This is a genomic window from Riemerella columbina (genome assembly GCF_030517065.1).
Taxonomy (GTDB): domain Bacteria; phylum Bacteroidota; class Bacteroidia; order Flavobacteriales; family Weeksellaceae; genus Riemerella; species Riemerella columbina_A.
Genome location: NZ_CP103950.1, coordinates 1,050,832 through 1,069,369 on the forward strand (window position 1 = coordinate 1,050,832; position 18,538 = coordinate 1,069,369).

Annotated in this window: 17 protein-coding genes; 7 read left to right on the plus strand and 10 right to left on the minus strand. The window is 40.2% G+C overall.

Annotated features, from left to right (window positions below):
- Positions 1-43 precede the first annotated feature (43 nt).
- Positions 44-1,657 carry a gliding motility lipoprotein GldJ gene (gldJ, locus tag NYR17_RS05030; RefSeq protein ID WP_302504649.1) on the plus strand — a complete coding sequence of 538 codons (1,614 nt, stop codon included), beginning with the start codon at positions 44-46 and terminating at the stop codon, positions 1,655-1,657.
- 61 nt (positions 1,658-1,718) lie between these two features.
- On the plus strand, positions 1,719-2,993 hold the full coding sequence (locus tag NYR17_RS05035) for a UDP-N-acetylmuramoyl-tripeptide--D-alanyl-D-alanine ligase (protein ID WP_302504650.1): 1,275 nt from the start codon (positions 1,719-1,721) through the stop codon (positions 2,991-2,993).
- Here NYR17_RS05035 and NYR17_RS05040 read toward each other — a convergent pair.
- On the minus strand, positions 2,976-3,590 hold the full coding sequence (locus tag NYR17_RS05040) for an NUDIX hydrolase (protein WP_302504651.1): 615 nt from the start codon (positions 3,588-3,590) through the stop codon (positions 2,976-2,978). The two genes, NYR17_RS05035 and NYR17_RS05040, sit on opposite strands and share 18 nt — an antisense overlap.
- A gap of 34 nt (positions 3,591-3,624) precedes the next feature.
- Between NYR17_RS05040 and NYR17_RS05045 the strand changes: the two genes are divergently transcribed.
- Complete coding sequence (locus NYR17_RS05045) at positions 3,625-4,014, plus strand: SRPBCC family protein (protein WP_302504652.1); 390 nt, start codon at positions 3,625-3,627, stop codon at positions 4,012-4,014.
- 59 nt (positions 4,015-4,073) lie between these two features.
- Here the strand turns inward: NYR17_RS05045 and lptC are convergent, their stop codons facing one another.
- A complete protein-coding gene (lptC, locus tag NYR17_RS05050; protein WP_302504653.1) occupies positions 4,074-4,667 on the minus strand; it encodes an LPS export ABC transporter periplasmic protein LptC in 594 nt (197 codons plus the stop codon).
- Between the two features lie 12 nt (positions 4,668-4,679).
- Positions 4,680-5,951 (minus strand): hypothetical protein, encoded by a 1,272-nt coding sequence (locus NYR17_RS05055; protein WP_302504654.1) that lies wholly within the window; start codon positions 5,949-5,951, stop codon positions 4,680-4,682.
- A 140-nt stretch (positions 5,952-6,091) separates the two neighbouring features.
- Here NYR17_RS05055 and NYR17_RS05060 point away from each other — a divergent pair, with 140 nt between their 5' ends.
- The 4 genes from NYR17_RS05060 to NYR17_RS05075 all read left to right on the plus strand — a co-directional run bounded on the left by NYR17_RS05060 (position 6,092) and on the right by NYR17_RS05075 (position 10,948).
- Positions 6,092-7,210: an ATP-binding protein gene (locus NYR17_RS05060; protein ID WP_302504655.1), complete on the plus strand. Its 1,119-nt coding sequence runs from the start codon at positions 6,092-6,094 to the stop codon at positions 7,208-7,210.
- Positions 7,211-7,307: 97 nt separating this feature from the next.
- Complete coding sequence (gene lpdA, locus NYR17_RS05065) at positions 7,308-8,693, plus strand: dihydrolipoyl dehydrogenase (protein ID WP_302504656.1); 1,386 nt, start codon at positions 7,308-7,310, stop codon at positions 8,691-8,693.
- 206 nt (positions 8,694-8,899) lie between these two features.
- Positions 8,900-9,871: a polysaccharide deacetylase family protein gene (locus tag NYR17_RS05070; RefSeq protein ID WP_302504657.1), complete on the plus strand. Its 972-nt coding sequence runs from the start codon at positions 8,900-8,902 to the stop codon at positions 9,869-9,871.
- A gap of 3 nt (positions 9,872-9,874) precedes the next feature.
- Positions 9,875-10,948, plus strand: a complete 1,074-nt coding sequence (locus NYR17_RS05075; protein ID WP_302504658.1) for a GNAT family N-acetyltransferase — start codon at positions 9,875-9,877, stop codon at positions 10,946-10,948.
- Between the two features lie 98 nt (positions 10,949-11,046).
- On the opposite strand, the gene NYR17_RS05080 is transcribed toward NYR17_RS05075, so the two are convergent.
- Genes NYR17_RS05080 through NYR17_RS05110 form a run of 7 tightly spaced genes read right to left on the minus strand, consistent with a single transcriptional unit; the run spans position 11,047 to position 18,530 of the window.
- The gene (locus NYR17_RS05080; RefSeq protein ID WP_302504659.1) at positions 11,047-12,468 is read right to left on the minus strand and encodes an L-serine ammonia-lyase; all 1,422 of its coding nucleotides are present in this window, start codon (positions 12,466-12,468) and stop codon (positions 11,047-11,049) included.
- Positions 12,469-12,513: 45 nt separating this feature from the next.
- The gene (locus NYR17_RS05085) at positions 12,514-13,152 is read right to left on the minus strand and encodes an alpha/beta hydrolase (protein WP_302504660.1); all 639 of its coding nucleotides are present in this window, start codon (positions 13,150-13,152) and stop codon (positions 12,514-12,516) included.
- A 13-nt stretch (positions 13,153-13,165) separates the two neighbouring features.
- The gene (locus NYR17_RS05090) at positions 13,166-14,506 is read right to left on the minus strand and encodes a UDP-N-acetylmuramate--L-alanine ligase (protein WP_302504661.1); all 1,341 of its coding nucleotides are present in this window, start codon (positions 14,504-14,506) and stop codon (positions 13,166-13,168) included.
- 42 nt (positions 14,507-14,548) lie between these two features.
- Positions 14,549-15,367, minus strand: coding sequence for a lysophospholipid acyltransferase family protein (locus NYR17_RS05095; protein WP_302504662.1), 819 nt, complete (start codon positions 15,365-15,367; stop codon positions 14,549-14,551).
- A gap of 27 nt (positions 15,368-15,394) precedes the next feature.
- Positions 15,395-16,024, minus strand: coding sequence for an NUDIX hydrolase (locus tag NYR17_RS05100; RefSeq protein ID WP_302504663.1), 630 nt, complete (start codon positions 16,022-16,024; stop codon positions 15,395-15,397).
- 1 nt (position 16,025) lies between these two features.
- Positions 16,026-16,721, minus strand: a complete 696-nt coding sequence (locus NYR17_RS05105; protein WP_302504664.1) for a potassium channel family protein — start codon at positions 16,719-16,721, stop codon at positions 16,026-16,028.
- Between the two features lie 51 nt (positions 16,722-16,772).
- Complete coding sequence (locus NYR17_RS05110) at positions 16,773-18,530, minus strand: TrkH family potassium uptake protein (RefSeq protein ID WP_302504665.1); 1,758 nt, start codon at positions 18,528-18,530, stop codon at positions 16,773-16,775.
- Between the last annotated feature and the right edge of the window lie 8 nt (positions 18,531-18,538).

Sequence of the window (18,538 nt, forward strand, 5' to 3'; positions counted from 1 at the left end):
TTTGAGTATCAAAGAGATAATAAAAAAAATAAAAACATATCGGATGAAAAAACTAAAGTTATTTTCATTAGGTTTATTAAGTTCTTCTATGCTTTTGGTAAGCTGTGGAGGTAATAATACTAAAAAAGGAGGCGGTACTAAGCGCTTTGTGAGCCAAACAGGATGGAAGCCCAACGACCAAAAAGGTTGGTTCTTCTCAGGAAAACAGCAAAAGCAAAAAGGCTGGGTGAATATGGTGTATGTAGAGGGCGGTACTTTTACAATGGGCTTAGTGAAAGATGATGTAATGCACGATTGGAACAACACCCCAAGAAGAATGCAGGTGAGCTCTTTCTTTATCGGAGAAACCGAGACCACCAATGCCGATTACCGCTCATATGTGACTTGGTTAAAGGTGGTATTTCCATCATCAGACCCTAATTTTAAAGATATTTACACAGGCGCATTACCAGATACTTTGGTATGGAATAACAAGCTTTCTCGGAATGATTATTCAGAAACTTATTTCCGTTCGCCAGAGTTTGATTATTATCCTGTGGTGGGGGTATCTTGGTTGCAAGCTTCCAGATATTGTGATTGGCTAACAGATCGTGCCAATGAAAAAGCATTGATGGATCAAGGCGTAATTTCTAAAGATTTATATGTGAATGAAAGCAACAACCAAGGACAAGCTTCTTTCACTTTGGATAAATACAAAGCCAACGACCCAGAGATGCAGTCCTATATCAATGAACAGCGTTTAAAGCAAAAATCAGGAATTAAAAGTGCCAATGCCAGAATTTTAGCTGCCAACAGAAATGCCACAGCAGGCGTGGTGACTAAATTCAGGCTTCCTACCGAGGTAGAGTGGGAATTTGCAGCATTAGGACTTCAGAAGAATAGAGAATATAACCTCTACGAAGGCAAAACGCCAGAAATTGATAAATTGCGAGGCAATAAAGGTAGAAATAGAGGGATGTTCTTAGAAAACTTCAAATACGGAAGAGGGGATTATTCAGGAACCGCAGGTTGGAATAATGATGGCTCACCTACCACTTCAGATGTGAGACAATACCCTTCTAACGATTTAGGAATTTACGGTATGTATGGCAATGTAGCAGAGTGGACGGCAGATGTTTATCGCCCAATCATAGATGAAGAAGCTAGCGATTTCAACTATTACAGAGGCAATGTAAGCCGTGAGGTGGTGAAAAATGCAGATGGCACTTTCACAAAAATTGAAGGCAATAATATCGCTTATGATACTTTAGCCGATGGTAGAAAAATTTACCGAGGCTTACCAGGGCAATACAAAAGAGAAGTGGTGGAAGATGATAGAAACTTCCGTGATGGTGATTTTATGTCCTCATTAGAAGCGGGTTATGGTAGAGAGTTGGATAGCGCTGCCGCCAAGGAGTTTGATATGTACAACTCCACCAAGCGCAAATTCTTCGTAGATGCCAAAGGTAGAGTGATTTTAGAAAAAGATAAAAAACAACGCACCACCAATGTTTCTAACACCTCGCGCGTGGTTAAAGGTGGTTCTTGGAAAGACACCGCTTATTGGTTAGACCCAGGGCAGAGAAGGTACAGAGACGAGGCGAGAGCGTATGGCTGGATTGGCTTCCGTGTGGCGCAAGATGCCAAAGATAATGCTACTAAAAGAACCAAAAGATAATTTTTAAATGATATTTCCAAAAATCCTTTCCATTTCGGAGAGGATTTTTTATTTTTGACCTATGAATGTAGAACAATTTTACCCACTATACCAAAAAGCGAATAAAGTCACCATAGACAGCCGAACCATAGCGCCCAATGATATTTTTTTTGCGTTTTCAGGCGTTAATTTTAATGCTGCTACTTTGGCGGAAAAAGCTATTGCTGATGGTGCTTTGGCGGCGATTGTAGAGCAAAAAGAGTTTGAAAATCAAGAGAAAAATATATTCTATGTGCCCTCTACTTTGGATTTTTTGCAAGACTTGGCGCGTTACCATCGGCAACAGTTGAGCATTCCAATAATCGCCCTTACAGGGAGTAATGGCAAAACCACCACTAAGGAGCTGATAGCCGCTGTTTTGGGGCAAAAATTTAAAGTCCAGTTTACCCAAGGCAATCTTAATAATCATATTGGAGTGCCGCTCACCTTGCTGTCCATCCAGCCAGACCACGAAATTGCAGTGGTGGAAATGGGCGCCAACCATCAAAAAGAAATAGAGGCGCTTTGCCAAATGGCACAACCAGATTATGGCTGTATTACCAATTTTGGTAAGGCACATTTAGAAGGTTTTGGCGGTTTTGAGGGCGTTATCAAAGGCAAGTCGGAACTTTACCATTACCTTAAAAATCATCATAAAACGGTGATTGTCAATGATAATGATGCGATACAAGTAGAAAAAACGCAAGGATATCGTCCGAAAATTAGTTTTGGCACGCCCGCTTCGGATTATGATTTTGAACTTTTTTATGAAGATCAACAAGTGGGGCTCACCTACCAAGGCGAAGCGGTATTATCCCAATTAACAGGGGCTTATAATTTCACCAATCTTTCTGTGGCAGCGGCTTTGGGACTTTATTTTGAAATTGACTTTGAGCGGATCAAAAAAGCCATATCCGAATATCAGCCCAGCAATATGCGCTCTCAAATTATGCGGAAAAATGGCAAAACCTTGGTTTTAGACACCTATAACGCCAATCCGAGTAGTATGGCGGTTTCTTTGGAAAATTTTAACCAATTTGAAGGTTCTAAAACCATCATCATTGGCGATATGCTGGAACTTGGCGAGGCTTCTCAAGTGGAGCACCAAGCCATTTTAAAACAAGCCCAAAATTTAGGCTTTGAGCAAATTATTACCGTAGGCGCCCATTTTAAAAATATCAATCCATCGGAAATGGCATTTGCTACGGTGGCAGATCTGGCTGTTTATCTAAAAAAGAAGCCTATCACTCATCAAAATATCCTATTAAAAGGCTCACGAGGTATAGGTTTAGAACGGATTTTAGATGAGGTGATTTAGTTTAAAGTAAAGATTAAGCACCTCTTGAATATTCTTAAAAGTTTTAGGATAAATGCTCTCCTGAACCTTTTTATAAGGCAACCATTCTACTTTGGAAATACCCTCTTCCTGTTGAGGTATAGGTTGCTCATTGCCAAGGTGTTTCATAGAAAACCAATAGGTTTTTTTAAGGATTTTTTTGTTCTTTTTTTCGGTGTAAATGTGGTAAGTTTCCTTTAAAAAATCACCCAATTCTAAGCGGTGGATGCTGGTTTCTTCCTCTACTTCTCTTATGGCGGCATCTTCTATTTTTTCATTTTTTTCTAATTTTCCTTTGGGAAGGTCCCATTTACCCAATCGATAGATGAAAAGAAGTTCGTTATTGGGGTTGGCTACCACGCCACCTGCCGCTTCTACAATGGTAAACAAAGACTGAAACTCTTGCCAAATGCGATCTATGGCATCGCCGTAGAGATTGACGGAGGCAGTAGCGGGCTGCTCTATCCACTCCAAAGCGGTTTGCAGGCTACTTTTTCCATTAAAAGCTATGTTATGTTCAGCAATTTCTGGCTGTTGACTGATGCTGAAACTTTTTTCATTGATAAAAACTTTATACATTTGTACCGAATTAAATATTTAACAAAAATAAGAAATGAATTTAGAAGGACGAAAAATTATCGTGAATAAATCGGCAAAAGAGCTTTCGGAAATGCTAAAACGCCCAGAAGATTATAAAGATTTGATGCCTGAGGGCTTGCAAAAATTTGAAACGGTAGCGGATGGCTTTAAATTTGGACTGAAAGGAATGCCTGAAATCGCCCTGAAAATAGACGAGGTTAAAGAAAATGAACGCGTGGTTCTAAAATCGGCGAGTTCCAGTTTAGACTTTGCTCTCATCGGGACGATGAACCCCATCAACGAGAACCAAACCGAGGTACAGCTTTTATTTGAAGGTCAATTTAATCCGTTTATTAAGATGATGGTGGAGAAGCCACTTCAAAATTTTATCAATACCCTTACGGATAAAATAGAGCAACTTTAAAAAATACACGAACCAAAAAGCGAGGCATATTCAAAATGACCTCGCTTTTTTATGTGGTTTTATTTGCTCATTTCGGGAATAGCTTTCGTGTTGAAATTGCCAGAATTGTTGTAGAGCGTGTATTCGGAAAAATCATCTTTGGTGTTCATTCCGCCTGCGGCTACAAAGGTATTGCCCTCTTTATCCGTGATGAAAACCGTGTCTTGGGTATACATTTTCCGATTTTTTTTATCCCAATAGATGGACTGCATCACAAAAGTACGCCCTTCATTATTGATGACCTTCACATGGCCTTTGGCTTCGTAGAATTCTTTTTTCTCAATGATTTTAGCGTAATCTGCCCAAAGTTTGCCAGGAGTTTTAGGCTTTTTCTTATCGTAAAATTCAAGGTAGAGCCCTTTTCTGATCTCTACATAAGGCGTGTCTATAAACTCATATTCTTCTAAAAGTGGAGCTTTAAACCGAAGTTTAACTTGCCCAGAATCTCGTTGTATAATGGCGGCATTATGCACCACCCGCGAGGGGAAATTGGTGGGCTTGTTTTTGTTGTATTGTGCCAAATCTTCTTCGCAGGAGGTGGTTATAAAACATATAGCCACCGCCAGAGTGGTAGCTATATAAGATTTTATTTGAATCAATCGCTCGCTTTTCATAGCGTTTGGGGCTTAGTCATACTGGCGCTTGGTGAACCATTTATCAGCGAAGTTGAGCCCTATTTTAAAGTTAACAAATCTTTCAGAAATTAAACTATTTTTTAAACCTCCTCTATTGCCGATGTCTATGCCGACATCTATGCCGCTCATCTTCATAATACTTGAATTTTGGAACGGTAGGGTAGCGCCGAAAGTCAGTCCGTATTCGTTGATGTTGGTACCGTTAAGGTTCAAATGTCCCTTTTCATAGTAAGCGCCATAGCGGTAGATTACTCTTGAGAAGAAATTACGGAAGTTGTTGTAATTCGGTAAGTACCAGCCTCCTACGGCTATGCGGTAACTGTCATTAGAGGTAACAGGAATTCCTGTGAATTGAATATTGCCGCCTTTGGCATAATCAAACTGTGTGGAAATGAACCATTTAGCGTCTTGACCGTAACCTATCCCCAAAGAGGCTTTTTGCGGAATTAAATTATTTTCCTGATAGTCCTCTGTAGCGATGATGCTTTGGTTGGCTTTATCATTACCGATGTAATAATAGGTGCTATTGGTATAGGAAGTTTCCATTTTCCCAATTTTTCCAAAAGTATAAGTGGCGCCGGCGGTCAGTTTTCTATCTCTTGCGAGTTTTTTCTGGTAAGTAGAGCCCAAAGTGAAATTCCAACTTTTAACTTTTCGCGAAGTTTCAAAACCATTGATGAGTTCTGCATTGGAAAGTGCCAATTCCTCTATATCCGAAATTTTACCGAAGTAGAAATTGGTTCTTAAACCTAAGGCAAATTCTGGCGTAATTTGGTAACCAATACCAGATTGAATGGTGTTTACCGTACCCTCGCCATAGAATGCATTGCCTTGTACTACGCCGTTGGCATCTTCTTTTTTGCTAATAATATTGTAGCGTTTAGAGCTGTACGGTTGGTAGGCAATCCCAAATTTTACTTTCTGAGATATAGGAAACGCCAATGAGATGTTAGATAAATAAGTAGAATGCTGAGTAACATCTAAATTCTGAATATCTGATTTTAGAAACTGATTTTCATTATTCACTTGAATTTTGAAGGAAGTCAGCTCTAAATTACCGTTAGCTGCAGGGTTGTTAAAGTTAAAACTATTATTAAAATCCCAAATATAAGCCGTAGAAATGCCTGCCATAGCGCTGGTTTCGGCGGTGTTGTCATATTTAAGATCTCCTAAGCCAAACGCTGCATAAGGTGAATTTCCGATGCTCTGTGCCGCCATATGACCTGCAAGAACAATCAGTGATGTATGGATGATTTTTTTCATTCTTTATATTATCTAAACCAAAACGCAAATATCTTAATTATAAATGAAATATTAAAATTTATCGGGCGTTAAAGTTTGTTAAGGTCTGATAATTCACCTTTGCACCTTGTCTAATTCTCGGATTTTAGTATCTTTGGGCTATGAATTGGGATCAAGTTATCGGGCAAGAAAAAATCAAGCAATCGTTATTAGAAAGCATTGAAGACGGCAGAGTGAGCCACGCCCAACTTTTTGTAGGGGAGGAGGGCTATGGCACGCTGCCACTCGCTTTGGCTTACGCTACAGAGCTCCTCAAACGCGAAAATGAATCTGCCGCAGAAAAAGTGAACCATCTGAACCATTTAGATGTCCATTTTTCATTTCCAGTGTTTAAAGATGACAAACACAAAGCCCAGAGCCAAGGCTTTTTCAACCAATGGCGAGAGATGATGTTAGAAAATCCTTACAGCCAGTATCAAGATTGGGTTAATCGCCTGAATGCCGAAAATAAGCAATTGTATATCTCCGTTAATGAGATGATGGCGAAAAGTGAAACCTTTAGTCTCAAGAGCTTTGAAGGCGGTACCAAGGTGCTCATCATTTGGAATGCAGACAAAATGCGCGAAGATGCCGCCAATAAATTCCTTAAATTCTTAGAAGAACCGCCAGAAAATACGGTGATTATCCTCACGGCAACTTCCACAGAAACCATGCTGCCCACCATTTTATCCCGCTGCCAGCTTACCCCAATTTATAGAATTAACGATGAGGATTTAGAAGCGGTATTATTAGACAAAATCTCTGATGAAAGCCACAGAAAATCCATACTCCACGAGGCGCAGGGCAACTATAACACCGCACTAAAACTGATGTCTACAGATGAGGTAGAAGCTACTTTTGAAACTTATTTTATCCAATGGGTGCGTTTGGCGTTTCAAGCGAAGAAAAAGCCAGAAGTGTTAAAGGAACTGATCAAATGGGCAAGGCATATTGCCGAGTGGAACCGCGAGCAACAGAAAAATTTTCTCAACTACGCGGCAGAGGTGTTTAGGTTGGCGCTATTGCAGAGTTATGGTATTTCTGATTTGGTGTATAAACAGTTGATAAACAATGGATTCAATTGGGAGGCGTTTTCTAATTTTATCCACGGCGCTAATATTGAAGATATTTTGGAAGAAATTTCGGAGGCAGATTACCACCTAAGCCGAAATGCCAATTCTAAAATATTATGGACGGATATGGGCATCAAGCTCACGCGCTATATCCATCGGCAACCTTAAGCCTATCGGAAAAAATGGAGATTTTAAGACTTGATTTTTGAACATTTATAAAATAACTGAATTATTTTTTGTATTTTCGCACTAAATTTTAATTGATATGAATTACGATATTATAGTGATAGGAAGTGGCCCTGGGGGCTATGTAACAGCCATTAGAGCGGCACAATTAGGGTTTAAAACCGCCATTATAGAAAAAGAAAATCTGGGAGGGATTTGTTTAAATTGGGGCTGTATTCCAACCAAAGCCTTGCTCAAATCAGCTCAGGTTTTTAAATATATCAACCACGCAGAAGATTTTGGATTAAACAAAGTAGAAGCCAGTTTTGAGTTTCCAAATGTGATCCAAAGAAGCCGTGGCGTAGCCAATAAAATGAGTAAAGGGATAGAGTTCCTAATGAAGAAAAACAAAATTGATGTAATCTTCGGAACTGCCAAAATTAAAAAAGGCAAAAAAGTGGCTGTGGAGAAAGATGGCAACACCACAGAATACAGCGCAGAGCATATTATTTTAGCCACGGGAGCACGCTCCAGAGAATTGCCGAATTTACCTCAAGACGGCAAAAAAGTGATTGGCTACAGACAAGCGCTATCGCTTCCTGAGCAACCTAAATCTATGATTGTGGTGGGCTCTGGCGCCATCGGCGTGGAGTTTGCGTATTTCTATGCCACTATGGGCACCAAGGTAACGATTGTAGAATTTATGCCGAACATCGTGCCAGTAGAAGATGAAGAGGTGTCTAAACATTTAGAAAAATCATTGAAAAAAGCGGGTATTGAGGTGATGACAAATGCTTCCGTGGAGTCTGTAGATACTTCGGGAGAAGGCGTGAAGGCAAAAGTGAAAACCGCAAAAGGCGAGGTTACTTTGGAGGCAGATATCGTGCTTTCAGCAGTGGGAATCAGCGCTAATATTGAGAATATCGGCTTAGAAGAAGTGGGCATTCAGACGGATAAAGGTCGCGTTTTGGTGAACGAGTGGTACCAAACTTCTGTACCTGGCTACTATGCCATCGGCGATTTAATCCCGACCCAAGCATTAGCCCATGTGGCATCTGCGGAGGGTATCACTTGCGTGGAAAAAATCAAAGGTATTCCTACTGAAACCATCAATTATGGCAACATCCCAGGTTGTACTTATTGTTCGCCAGAAATCGCTTCTGTAGGGCTAACCGAAAAGCAAGCCAAGGAAAAAGGTTATGAGATTAAAGTAGGGAAATTCCCATTCTCAGCCAGTGGTAAAGCCACAGCCAACGGCGATACAGATGGTTTTGTTAAGGTGATTTTTGATGCCAAATACGGCGAGTGGTTAGGCTGTCATATGATAGGCAATGGCGTTACAGAAATGGTTGCCGAAGCTGTAGTGGCGAGAAAATTAGAAACCACAGGTCACGAGATTTTGAAATCAATACACCCGCACCCAACGCTTTCAGAAGCGATTATGGAAGCTGTAGCCGCAGCCTATGGCGAGGTGATTCATATTTAAAATTAACTTTTTAGAATATAGAAAACAGGAACTTTAAACGATGAGGTTCCTGTTTTTTTATTGATAATAGGCGATGTTTTTATCCTCCAATCTGTTGGGAAATGCGGTTAAAATTGTTTATTTTTGTAAGATGAGCGCTATGGAGTGCTGCCATTTCAATAAAAAATAAAACGACGATAATGTTGCTAAAAAATAGCCTTAAACAGATGTTTAAAAATAGGGAAGGGAACTATCCGTTTCAATACTTTATCCCTGTTTATCATAGCGTTTCAGATGAGCCGCTGCCGCATCTTAAGCACATTATCCGTTATAAGAATATAAAGGCGTTTGAGCAAGATTTAGAACAGATGCTCAAGCGTTTTAACTTTGTCGATTGGGATTTTTTCGTTCAAAATTACCAGCGTTCTCCTCAAGGGAGACCTTTAGCGCTGATGACTTTTGATGATGGTTTGGTGGAGTTTAAGGAGGTGGTAGCGCCTATTTTAGAGCGAAAAGGTATTTATGCGGTCAATTTTGTCAATCCCCAATTCATTGTGGAAAAGGAGATGATGTTCAGATATAAAGTCAGTTTAATTGTGGAGCATATCATTTCTCAACCGCAAGATTTTGAGCGTTATAGAGTAGAATGTTCTTCAATTTTAAACCTTCGGATGACTTCCTTAAAACAACTGATTAAGATTTTATTATCGTTAAAATATCAGCAAAAAAATGAGATTTCCGTAATTGCAGAACGCTTAGGTTTAGATCTGAAATCTTATATGAAACGCCAACCGATTTATATGGATTTGGAGGATTTAAAAAACTTATCACAGAGAGGTTTTGGCGTGGCGGCTCATAGTTGGTCGCACCCTTTGTATCGGGATTTGTCTTTAGAGGAACAACTGGAAACCACGCAGCGTTCCTTAGATTTTATCCGAGAACATCAGTTTTTAGATGCCGCTTTTGCTTTTCCATTCAGTGATGATGGCGTGTCGCTTGATTTTTTTAACCAAATTTTTGATGCCAATCCACGCTTAAAATTAACCTTTGGCATTTCTGGATTAAAGTTGGATGATTATCCTAAAAATCTGCATAGAATCCCAATAGAATTGGGCTATTCAGCGCAGCAAGAACTTAATTTTGAAAGCCATTATTATCGGCTAAAATCCTATTTTAGTAAAAACCAATTGAAGCGATAGAAGATGTTAGAATTAAAAATTTATAGAAAAAAAGAACTGGCAGATTTTGTGGCTTCGGAGGCGTTTGAGCGGTTGCCATTTTCACCGATTTCCTATCATCGCGCTTGGTCGCACGCCCATAATCCTCGCGCTAAAGAGGACGATGTGGTGCTGATTGTGGTATATATTCAGCAACAATTGGCGGGATATTTGGGGATTTTGCCAGACGATTGGTGTGTAGATGGAAAAAACTACCATTTGGGCTGGCTAAGTACTATTTTAATCCATCCTGATTATAGAGGGAAGAAGATTGCACAAGCCTTATTATCAAAAGCTTGCGAGGTTTACCAAGGGCGTATTTTGATGACGGAATTCACACCAGAAGCTTTGAAATTATACTTGAAAAGTGGTCGTTTTTTATTAGGACATCAGTTGCAAGGCTTTGCATTTTATTATTATTTCAATTTTGGATATTTTCTTAGGGAACATCAAAAAATCAAACGATTTTTTCCTTTAATTTCAATTGTAGACCGAGGGGTTAATGCGGTTTTAAAAGGTGTTTATAGCCTTTTTAAAAAGAAAGTCAATTACCGAGTTTCGTTGGATATAGATGAGGAAATCGCTCCTTTTTTAGAAGGAGTGAGTGGTAGTGATTTTCGTAAAAAATACGAGGATTTTGAATGGATTATACAATATCCGTGGATTCTTAAAGGGACTAAAAAAGAGATGGATTCTCGCTATTTTTTCTCCGATTATGATGTGACTTTTAAAACTTTCTTTCTAAAAATATACGATAAAAACCAGCTCAAAACAGTGATTTTATTCACAGAACGAAATCGTATTTTGAAGCTACAATATATCTTTGGCGAAGTGGATGCTATGGTGACAGAAGCCGTGTATCAGTATATGATAGCGCACCAAATTTCTAACATCATCAGTTTTGATGAACGCATCAATGCTGTTCTTAAAACCAAGTTTCACCTTTATAAAAAAGTACGAACCAGAGATTTTTTAATCCATAAAGAATTTGCTGAGCTTTTGCCTCAAAATGTCAAATGGACTATTTCGGGCGGCGATGCTGATTGTGTCTTTACTTAATTGCTAAATCGGTAAAAATAATAAGGATTTCCTAATCAATAGAAAATCCTTGTTTGATGAAAAATGGTTTAAATACTCAAAAAATGAAAGTCTAAATTTTAGCACTCTGCCACATTAACGGCGATGGCTAAGCCTCCTTCGGAGGTTTCTTTGTATTTGGAGTTCATATCTTGAGCGGTTTCCCACATCGATTTAATCACATCATCTAAACTCACGCGCGCATTCTCAGGGTTGCTTTCCAGAGCGAGTTGCGCCGCTGTGATAGCTTTCATTGCACCCATAGAATTTCGTTCAATACAAGGGATTTGCACCAAACCTTTAATAGGATCACAAGTGAGTCCAAGGTGGTGTTCCATCGCGATTTCCGCTGCCATAAGGACTTGCGCAGGGGTGCCTCCAGAAATTTCGGTTAGGCCTGCCGCCGCCATAGCTGAAGATACGCCGATTTCCGCCTGACAACCTCCTGCCGCTGCAGAAATGGTGGCATTCTTTTTAAACAAAGTACCGATTTCGCCCGCCACCAACAAAAAACGAACAATATCATCAGGCGTGTTGAACTCCGTAAAAGTCTGAGCATACATCAACACGGCAGGAATTACACCGCTGGCACCATTGGTAGGCGCTGTGATAATCCGCCCAAAGCTGGCATTTTCCTCATTCACTGCTAAGGCAAAACAAGAAATCCATTTGGTGATATTGTTGAAGTTCTTTTCTGAATTTTTTACTAAATTAAACCATTCATTGATATTATGATAATGTTGATCTTCGCCTAAAAGTTTACGGTTAAGTGCTGCAGCACGGCGGCTCACTTTCAATCCTCCAGGGAGAATTCCTTCTTTATTAACGCCTTTGTAGATACATTCTTTAATTTGTTGCCAAATGTAGAGTGCTTCGGCTTCGGTTTCTTCTGGGGTGCGCCATGCTTCTTCGTTAATTTTAACTAAATCAGAAATGCGCTGTAAACCAAGTTTTTGTGTATAGTAGATAATGTCTTTACCTTTATGACAAGGGTAAAGCGTACGGATGCAAGTTTGCTCTAAAGTATTGTCCTCTTGGGTCGCCACAAAACCGCCTCCCACGGAATAGTAATCTTGCGAAATGATTTCTCCATCGTTAAATACAGCTTTGAAAATCATACCATTAGGGTGGAAATCTAAACTTTCTGCCATATTCAGCACCAAATGATGCCCATAGATAAATGGAATCTCCTTTTCGTCGCCCAAAAGTAGGGTTTGGCTTGATTTAATGTGCTCTATTTTCTCATCAATTTTGGTGGTATCTATGGTTTTAAAATTTTCTCCTGCCAGCCCCAGCATCCCCGCGATGTCCGTACCGTGCCCGATACCTGTCTTCGCCAAAGAGCCAAAAAATTCTACAAAAACTTCTTTCACTTCGGTGATGGAGCGCTGTCTTCTGATGAGGTTTAAAAATAATTCTGCAGCATTCCAAGGGCCCATAGTGTGAGAACTGGACGGACCGATGCCGACTTTTATGATTTCAAAAACGCTGATGGATTGCATTTCAAGGTGTTTTTATTAAAAGCAAATATAAATAATCTCGCGGACTTATAAAATTTTTTTTAGAATTTCGGAGGTTTCTTTAGCCTTAGTTAAAGGGAATAGATGTGTGCCGTCTTTTATAATATAATCAGGTTGAGAGTTTTGGAGCGGAAAAACCCAATCTCTGTCGCCCATAATCTGCACAACCTCAGGCTGTTTGGGGAATTTCCAATTGACAATTTTATCCATACTCCATTTGATGTAATACGGATGGGTGACTTTAAAATATTGCATCAGTTTAGGACTTTTGGGCGCTACAATGGCTCTAATGAAACGATAAACCAGCGTAGATTGGTCGCTAAAAAATGCTGTGGGCATCCGCCTTGGGAGCTGTGTGATTTTCCCGAAACGCATCAACCGTGATTTTTCTAAATCGGATTTTAAAGAGCCTAAAATAATTACTTTTTTGGCTGGTTTAATTTGATGAATTTCTTGAACGATAAATCCACCAAAAGAATAACCCAAGAGCGCAAAATCTTCATTTTCTTCAATAGAAGATGCCATTCTTTGAATATAGTGGCTAAAACTTTCATTACGCTCTGGGATGAGCCAGGGTATAAAAACAGGCTCTACATGATCAGGGAATTTAAGTTTTTCTAAAACGCTAAAATCTGCTCCTAATCCACTGATAATGTAGAGTTTCATTGGTGATAATTATTTAAGAATTAACCAAATCTAACCCACCAAAATTACCAGAACTCATCATAAGAAAAGCCCCTTGTGTTTTGTCTAAACTTTGCCAATATTGCTGCAAATCTTCCGCATTGGTAAAGACTTTGAGCTGCAGATTTTTAAATTTCTCTCGGATAAGGTCGGGAGAAATCGGCGCCATTCTTTTGATTTTTAAGGCTTCCTCAGAATAGAATACCACGGCGTGGTCTAAGCCATTTAAGGCGTTGGCGTATTGCTCCAAAAATACAGGATTGAGCGAAGAATAGGTGTGCAGTTCTAAAAATCCGAAAGTGGGCTGTCCTTTAAATTGCTCGGCAAAGGCTTTTGTGGTGGCTTTAACCTTGCTGGGAGCGTGGGCAAAATCTTTGTACAAAATGCCGTGGTCTGGGCGTTCCACCTTTTCTAAGCGTTTGGAGGCACCTTTAAAACTCATAATCGCTTCATAAAAAGCCTCTTCCATAATGCCCAATTGCTGGCAAATCAGTCTGGCGCCCTCCATATTGAGGAGGTTGTGCGCACCAAAAACCGAAACGGGAACTTCGCCCATTTCTGTCTCCAAATAAACTTGGTGGTGGTTGATGTGGTATTTTGGCGTTCTGTAAGGGATTTTTCGGAAATAATTTTCGGCTTGCTCTACCACTTTTACCACTTCTTCATCTTCTTCATTATAGACCAAAATGCCGCCTGGTGTAATGGTGCTGACAAATTTTCTAAACTGTTCCACATAATCATCAAAGGTTTTAAAAACATTGATGTGGTCCCAAGCAATCCCCGAAATTAGGGCGATATTGGGCTGGTAGAGTAAAAATTTAGAGCGCAGATCTATGGGCGAGGAAAGGTATTCATCACCTTCCAGAATCATAAAATCGTTGTGTTCTGTGGTTTTGACCATACAATCAAAGCCTTCCAACTGGGCGCCCACCATAAAATCAACCTCCTGATGATGGAAATTGAGCACATGCAAAATCATAGAAGTGATGGTGGTTTTGCCGTGTGAACCGCCGATAACCACACGGGTTTTGTCCTTGCTTTGTTCATACAAAAACTCGGGGTAGGAGTAGATTTTAAGCCCAAGCGCCTTGGCTTTAGCCAATTCTGGATTGTCGGCATGGGCGTGCATTCCGAGGATCACGGCATCTATATCTTCAGTTATTTTTTCTGGAAACCAGCCCAAAGCATCAGGCAAGAGTCCTTTTTTTTCTAATCTTGATTTTGAAGGTTCAAAAATGGCATCATCAGAGCCAGTCACTTGGTAGCCTTTATCTTTAAGCGCAATGGCGAGGTTGTGCATAGCGCTGCCGCCTATAGCGATGAAATGTGTTCTCAATGTGGTGTTTTTGTTTGGTTAATCTATTTTGATATTGGAGAGTTATTCGGCAGTTTTTTCCTGCGTATTATTTTCTTCCTCTTTTTTCTTTTTAAGCTCCTCATCATAATCGTGGAGGAGGTTGTGTTCTGGCGTTTGCTCTATGGCGTGCATTATTTTTTGTAGTATTTCCTGTGCAGATTCATTATCATAATCAATGTCTAAGGCAGGTTTAAACTCCATAGTAGGCTCTACGCCAGTTACTTTTATTTTAAGTCCTTTTTTATCAAAAGCTCTACGAAAGCCATTGATTTTTATCGGAATGACAATTGGGCGTTGCTGTTTTACCAATTTGGCAGTTCCTTTCCGCCCTTGTGCAAATGCGGAGGTAGTGCCTTGTGGAAAGGTAATCACCCAGCCGTTATCCAAAGCTTTGATGATGTTTTCCACTTCGGACATATCCACCATTCTGTTTACAGCTTTGCCTTCGGCGCGCCAAGTTCTTTTAACGGTAACCGCTCCTGCGAGTTTAAAAATCCGTGCTAAAAGCCCTTTGTTCATCGTTTCTTGGGCTGCCACATAGTAGAAATCTACTTTGGGATTGAGGAGGTAAATAGGGTTTTTAATGGTGTTGAGGTAGCCATTATTGACCGCACAAAAAGCGTGGTACATAGCTGCCACATCAGCAAAATAAGTCTGGTGGTTAGACACGAATAAAACATTGGTCTGCGGGAGGTCTACAAGATGCTCCGTACCAGAGATTTTCAGTTTATTAAAGCCATTAAAGCGCCGATAAGATATCAGCCCTAAAATGAAAATAATAAAGCGTTTTAAGAAATAAAGGTTACCGAAAGAGTCGGTAAATATTGTTTTTTTTGCCATAGACATTGATAAGTTAGGAGAGCAAATTTAAACATTTTTCAGCAATCTACTAAATTCGCTCAAAATCATTGAAGTAGCGCCCCATATGGTGTAATTTTGATAGTGGATCACAGGGACTTCTATACCTTTGGTGCCAGGGAGCGTCATCATTTGAGGTTGTTGGGTCAGCTCTAATAATGCCGAAATAGGCAGTTCTATAAGCTCTACGGCTTCGGCTTCTTGTAGGATAAAAGTGGGATTTTTCTTGGTGTAAGAAATGTAGGTATGCACATAAAAATTACTCGGCGGAATGTAGAGTGGGCTCATCTCTCGGATCAGTCGGATGTAATGCCTTTCTATGCCCAATTCTTCCGAGGTTTCTCTGATGGCGGTTTCTGAAAAATCGTGATCAGCGGCTTCTTTCTGCCCTCCAGGGAGCGAAATCTGTCCGCTGTGCCGATCATTTTGGTTGATGCTCCTGACCATAAGTGGGAGGTGCCATTCGTTGTTTTTGAGGTAGAGCAAGAGATTAACCGCAGCCCAGCGCGGGTGTTTTTCTAAAATTTCGGAGTACGAAAATAGAGGGCGGTAGGGTGGCGAAAATAGGCGATGAGCCTGCTCGCCCTCCAATGGGGCTTGTTTTATTTTCTGAAGTAAATCTCTGCCTAAATGGTTCATATTAAGGTCGCATCTTGAGTTTTAAAAATCGTTGTAAGTCTTTATTGGAGCCGTATAGCACCAGAATGTCATTGGTTTCTAAGACATTATTAGCCACTGCCACGCCCAATACTTTGTTCTCGGTTTTGGTCTTTCCTAAAAGGCTTTTCACTTCCATTTTTTTGATGATGGTGAGCGGTACCAAGTTGTATTTTTCCCTAAAATTGAGGTCTCGCATGGTTTGTCCCACATATTCCTCTGGCACTTTGGCTTCTATAATGCTGTATTCTTGGTTGAGCTCAAAGGAATCCACCACATTGCTGAGGCAGAGTTTTTTCGCCCACCTTTCGGCGGTTTCTTCTTCGGGGTGGACAATCTCATCTACGCCGATGGCTTGCAAAACCTTTTCGTGCAGCGGGTTGATAGCGCGACTGATGAGGCGTTTAACTTGCAAATTTTTGAGTAGAGCGGTGGTCATCACATTGGCGCCTTGGTCTTCCCCAATGGCAACCACGAAGATATCCGTCTCCTTTAATGGTAAGCCAGAAACGGTGTATTCATCTGTGGCATCCATACAAATGGTGTGGGAGATTTTTTCTTTGCAGGCGTCTACTTTGGACATACTGGTGTCTATTCCAATCACTTCGTTGCCTTGTGCGGTAAGTTTTTCTGCGAGTGAGGCTCCAAAATTTCCGAGCCCTATAATGATGTATTTCATATTAAATTTTATTTTTTTTTATAAAGTTAAGATAGTTTTTAGCCTTTTGTTTTAATTCATTGTAATTTCTTCAATAGGATAATTGTAGTTTTTATATTTGGCTTTTTTAACTACGGCAATTACTAAGGATAGCATACTGATCCGCCCAACAAACATAATGCCTATCAATACCATTTTAGATGAGCTACTTAGCGCAGAGGTAATCCCCAAGCTGAGCCCCACGGTGCTATAAGCGGAAAAGCATTCAAAGGAAATATCCAAAAGATTTTTCTCTGGGTCAAAAAAAGCGATGAGCATCACCCCTAAACCAATCACCATAAGGGAAAGCGTCATAATAGCGAAAGCCCTGCGGATAGAGCGTTCAGCGATTTCTCTACGGAAAATTTCTACTTTAGATTTCCCTTTTGCCAAGCTGAGAACATTCAGAAATGCGATAGCAAAAGTGTTGGTTTTAATCCCCCCACCTGTAGACTGCGGCGAGGCGCCCACCCACATCAGCAAGAAAATCATCATAATGGTAGGGAAGGACATTGCAGCGTTATCAATTGTATTAAAACCAGCGGTTCTCGGTGTGGTGGCACCAAAAAAAGCGGTCACCATTTTTCCAAAAACAGTAGGGTGATCAGCCAAAGTATGGTGGTATTCTAAAATGTAAAAAATCACGGTGGCAACAATGGTCAATGAGGCTGTGGTAAATAGCGTAATACGGCTATCCAGATTGAGCACCCAAGGTTTATAATTGCGGTTTCTCGGCGATGAAAAATGCATAATATGCGAGATTTTATAACGCAGATATTTCAAAATATTCACCACGATAGGGAAGCCCAAACCACCGAAGACAAAGGTGAAAATAATCACCAATTGTAGATAATAATTAAACCGATAATGGTCGGCAAATAAACTACTGTCCGAGGTGGAAAATCCAGCATTACAAAACGCTGATACAGAGTGGAAAACAGAGAAGAATATATGCTGAAACCCTGATGAAAACAGGTCTGGGCTCACGCTACTATAGATTAAAACCGCTGAAAAAAGTTCTATCCCAAAGGTAATCAAGATGATGTGTTTGAGCATAGAAAAAACATCGCCTAACTTTTTAGAGCTGGTCATATCACTGAGGACCAATTGGTTTTCGTAAGTGGAACCACCTTTGAAAAAATAACTAAAATAACTCGCAAAGGTTAAGATCCCCAGCCCCCCCACTTGGATTAAAATCATAATGATGAGCTTGCCGAAAGTGGTAAAGTCTGAACCCGTGTCTAATACCGCCAAACCTGTAACGCAAACGGCGCTGGTAGAGGTAAACAAGGCATCTAAAAAGGTAATACCCTTGGTGGTTGCTCTGGGGAGAGTGAGCAAAAATGAACCGATTAAAATAATCGCGATAAAACTACTGATGAACAACTGCGCAGGATTGAGCACTGTTCTTTTAAAATTGATTTTGAGGTCCGAAAACTCTCGGATAAAGGTGAATACCACCGCAAAAATCACCCAATAGCGGCTCGCAAAAAAGTGGTCTAATGTCCCATGAAAAGGGCTGATAAAGTGGAAATAATAAATCACCAAAGTGAAAGCCACGGTAGCCACATCAAAGAAAAAAGATTTGTTCTTAACAAAGGTATCTCTGTTTTCGTAATAGCGTGTGGCAGTGGAGATTAGCCCTATGGCGAGCACAAAATGATAATAACCATCAAACATTGCCCGCGAGGCCTTGGATTGGGTAAATCCGTAATCGCCAATAAAGGCCACAATACCCAAAAAACTGATGATAAATGCAAAAATATAAAGCAGTTTAAAATTAAAACCCATTATTTTTT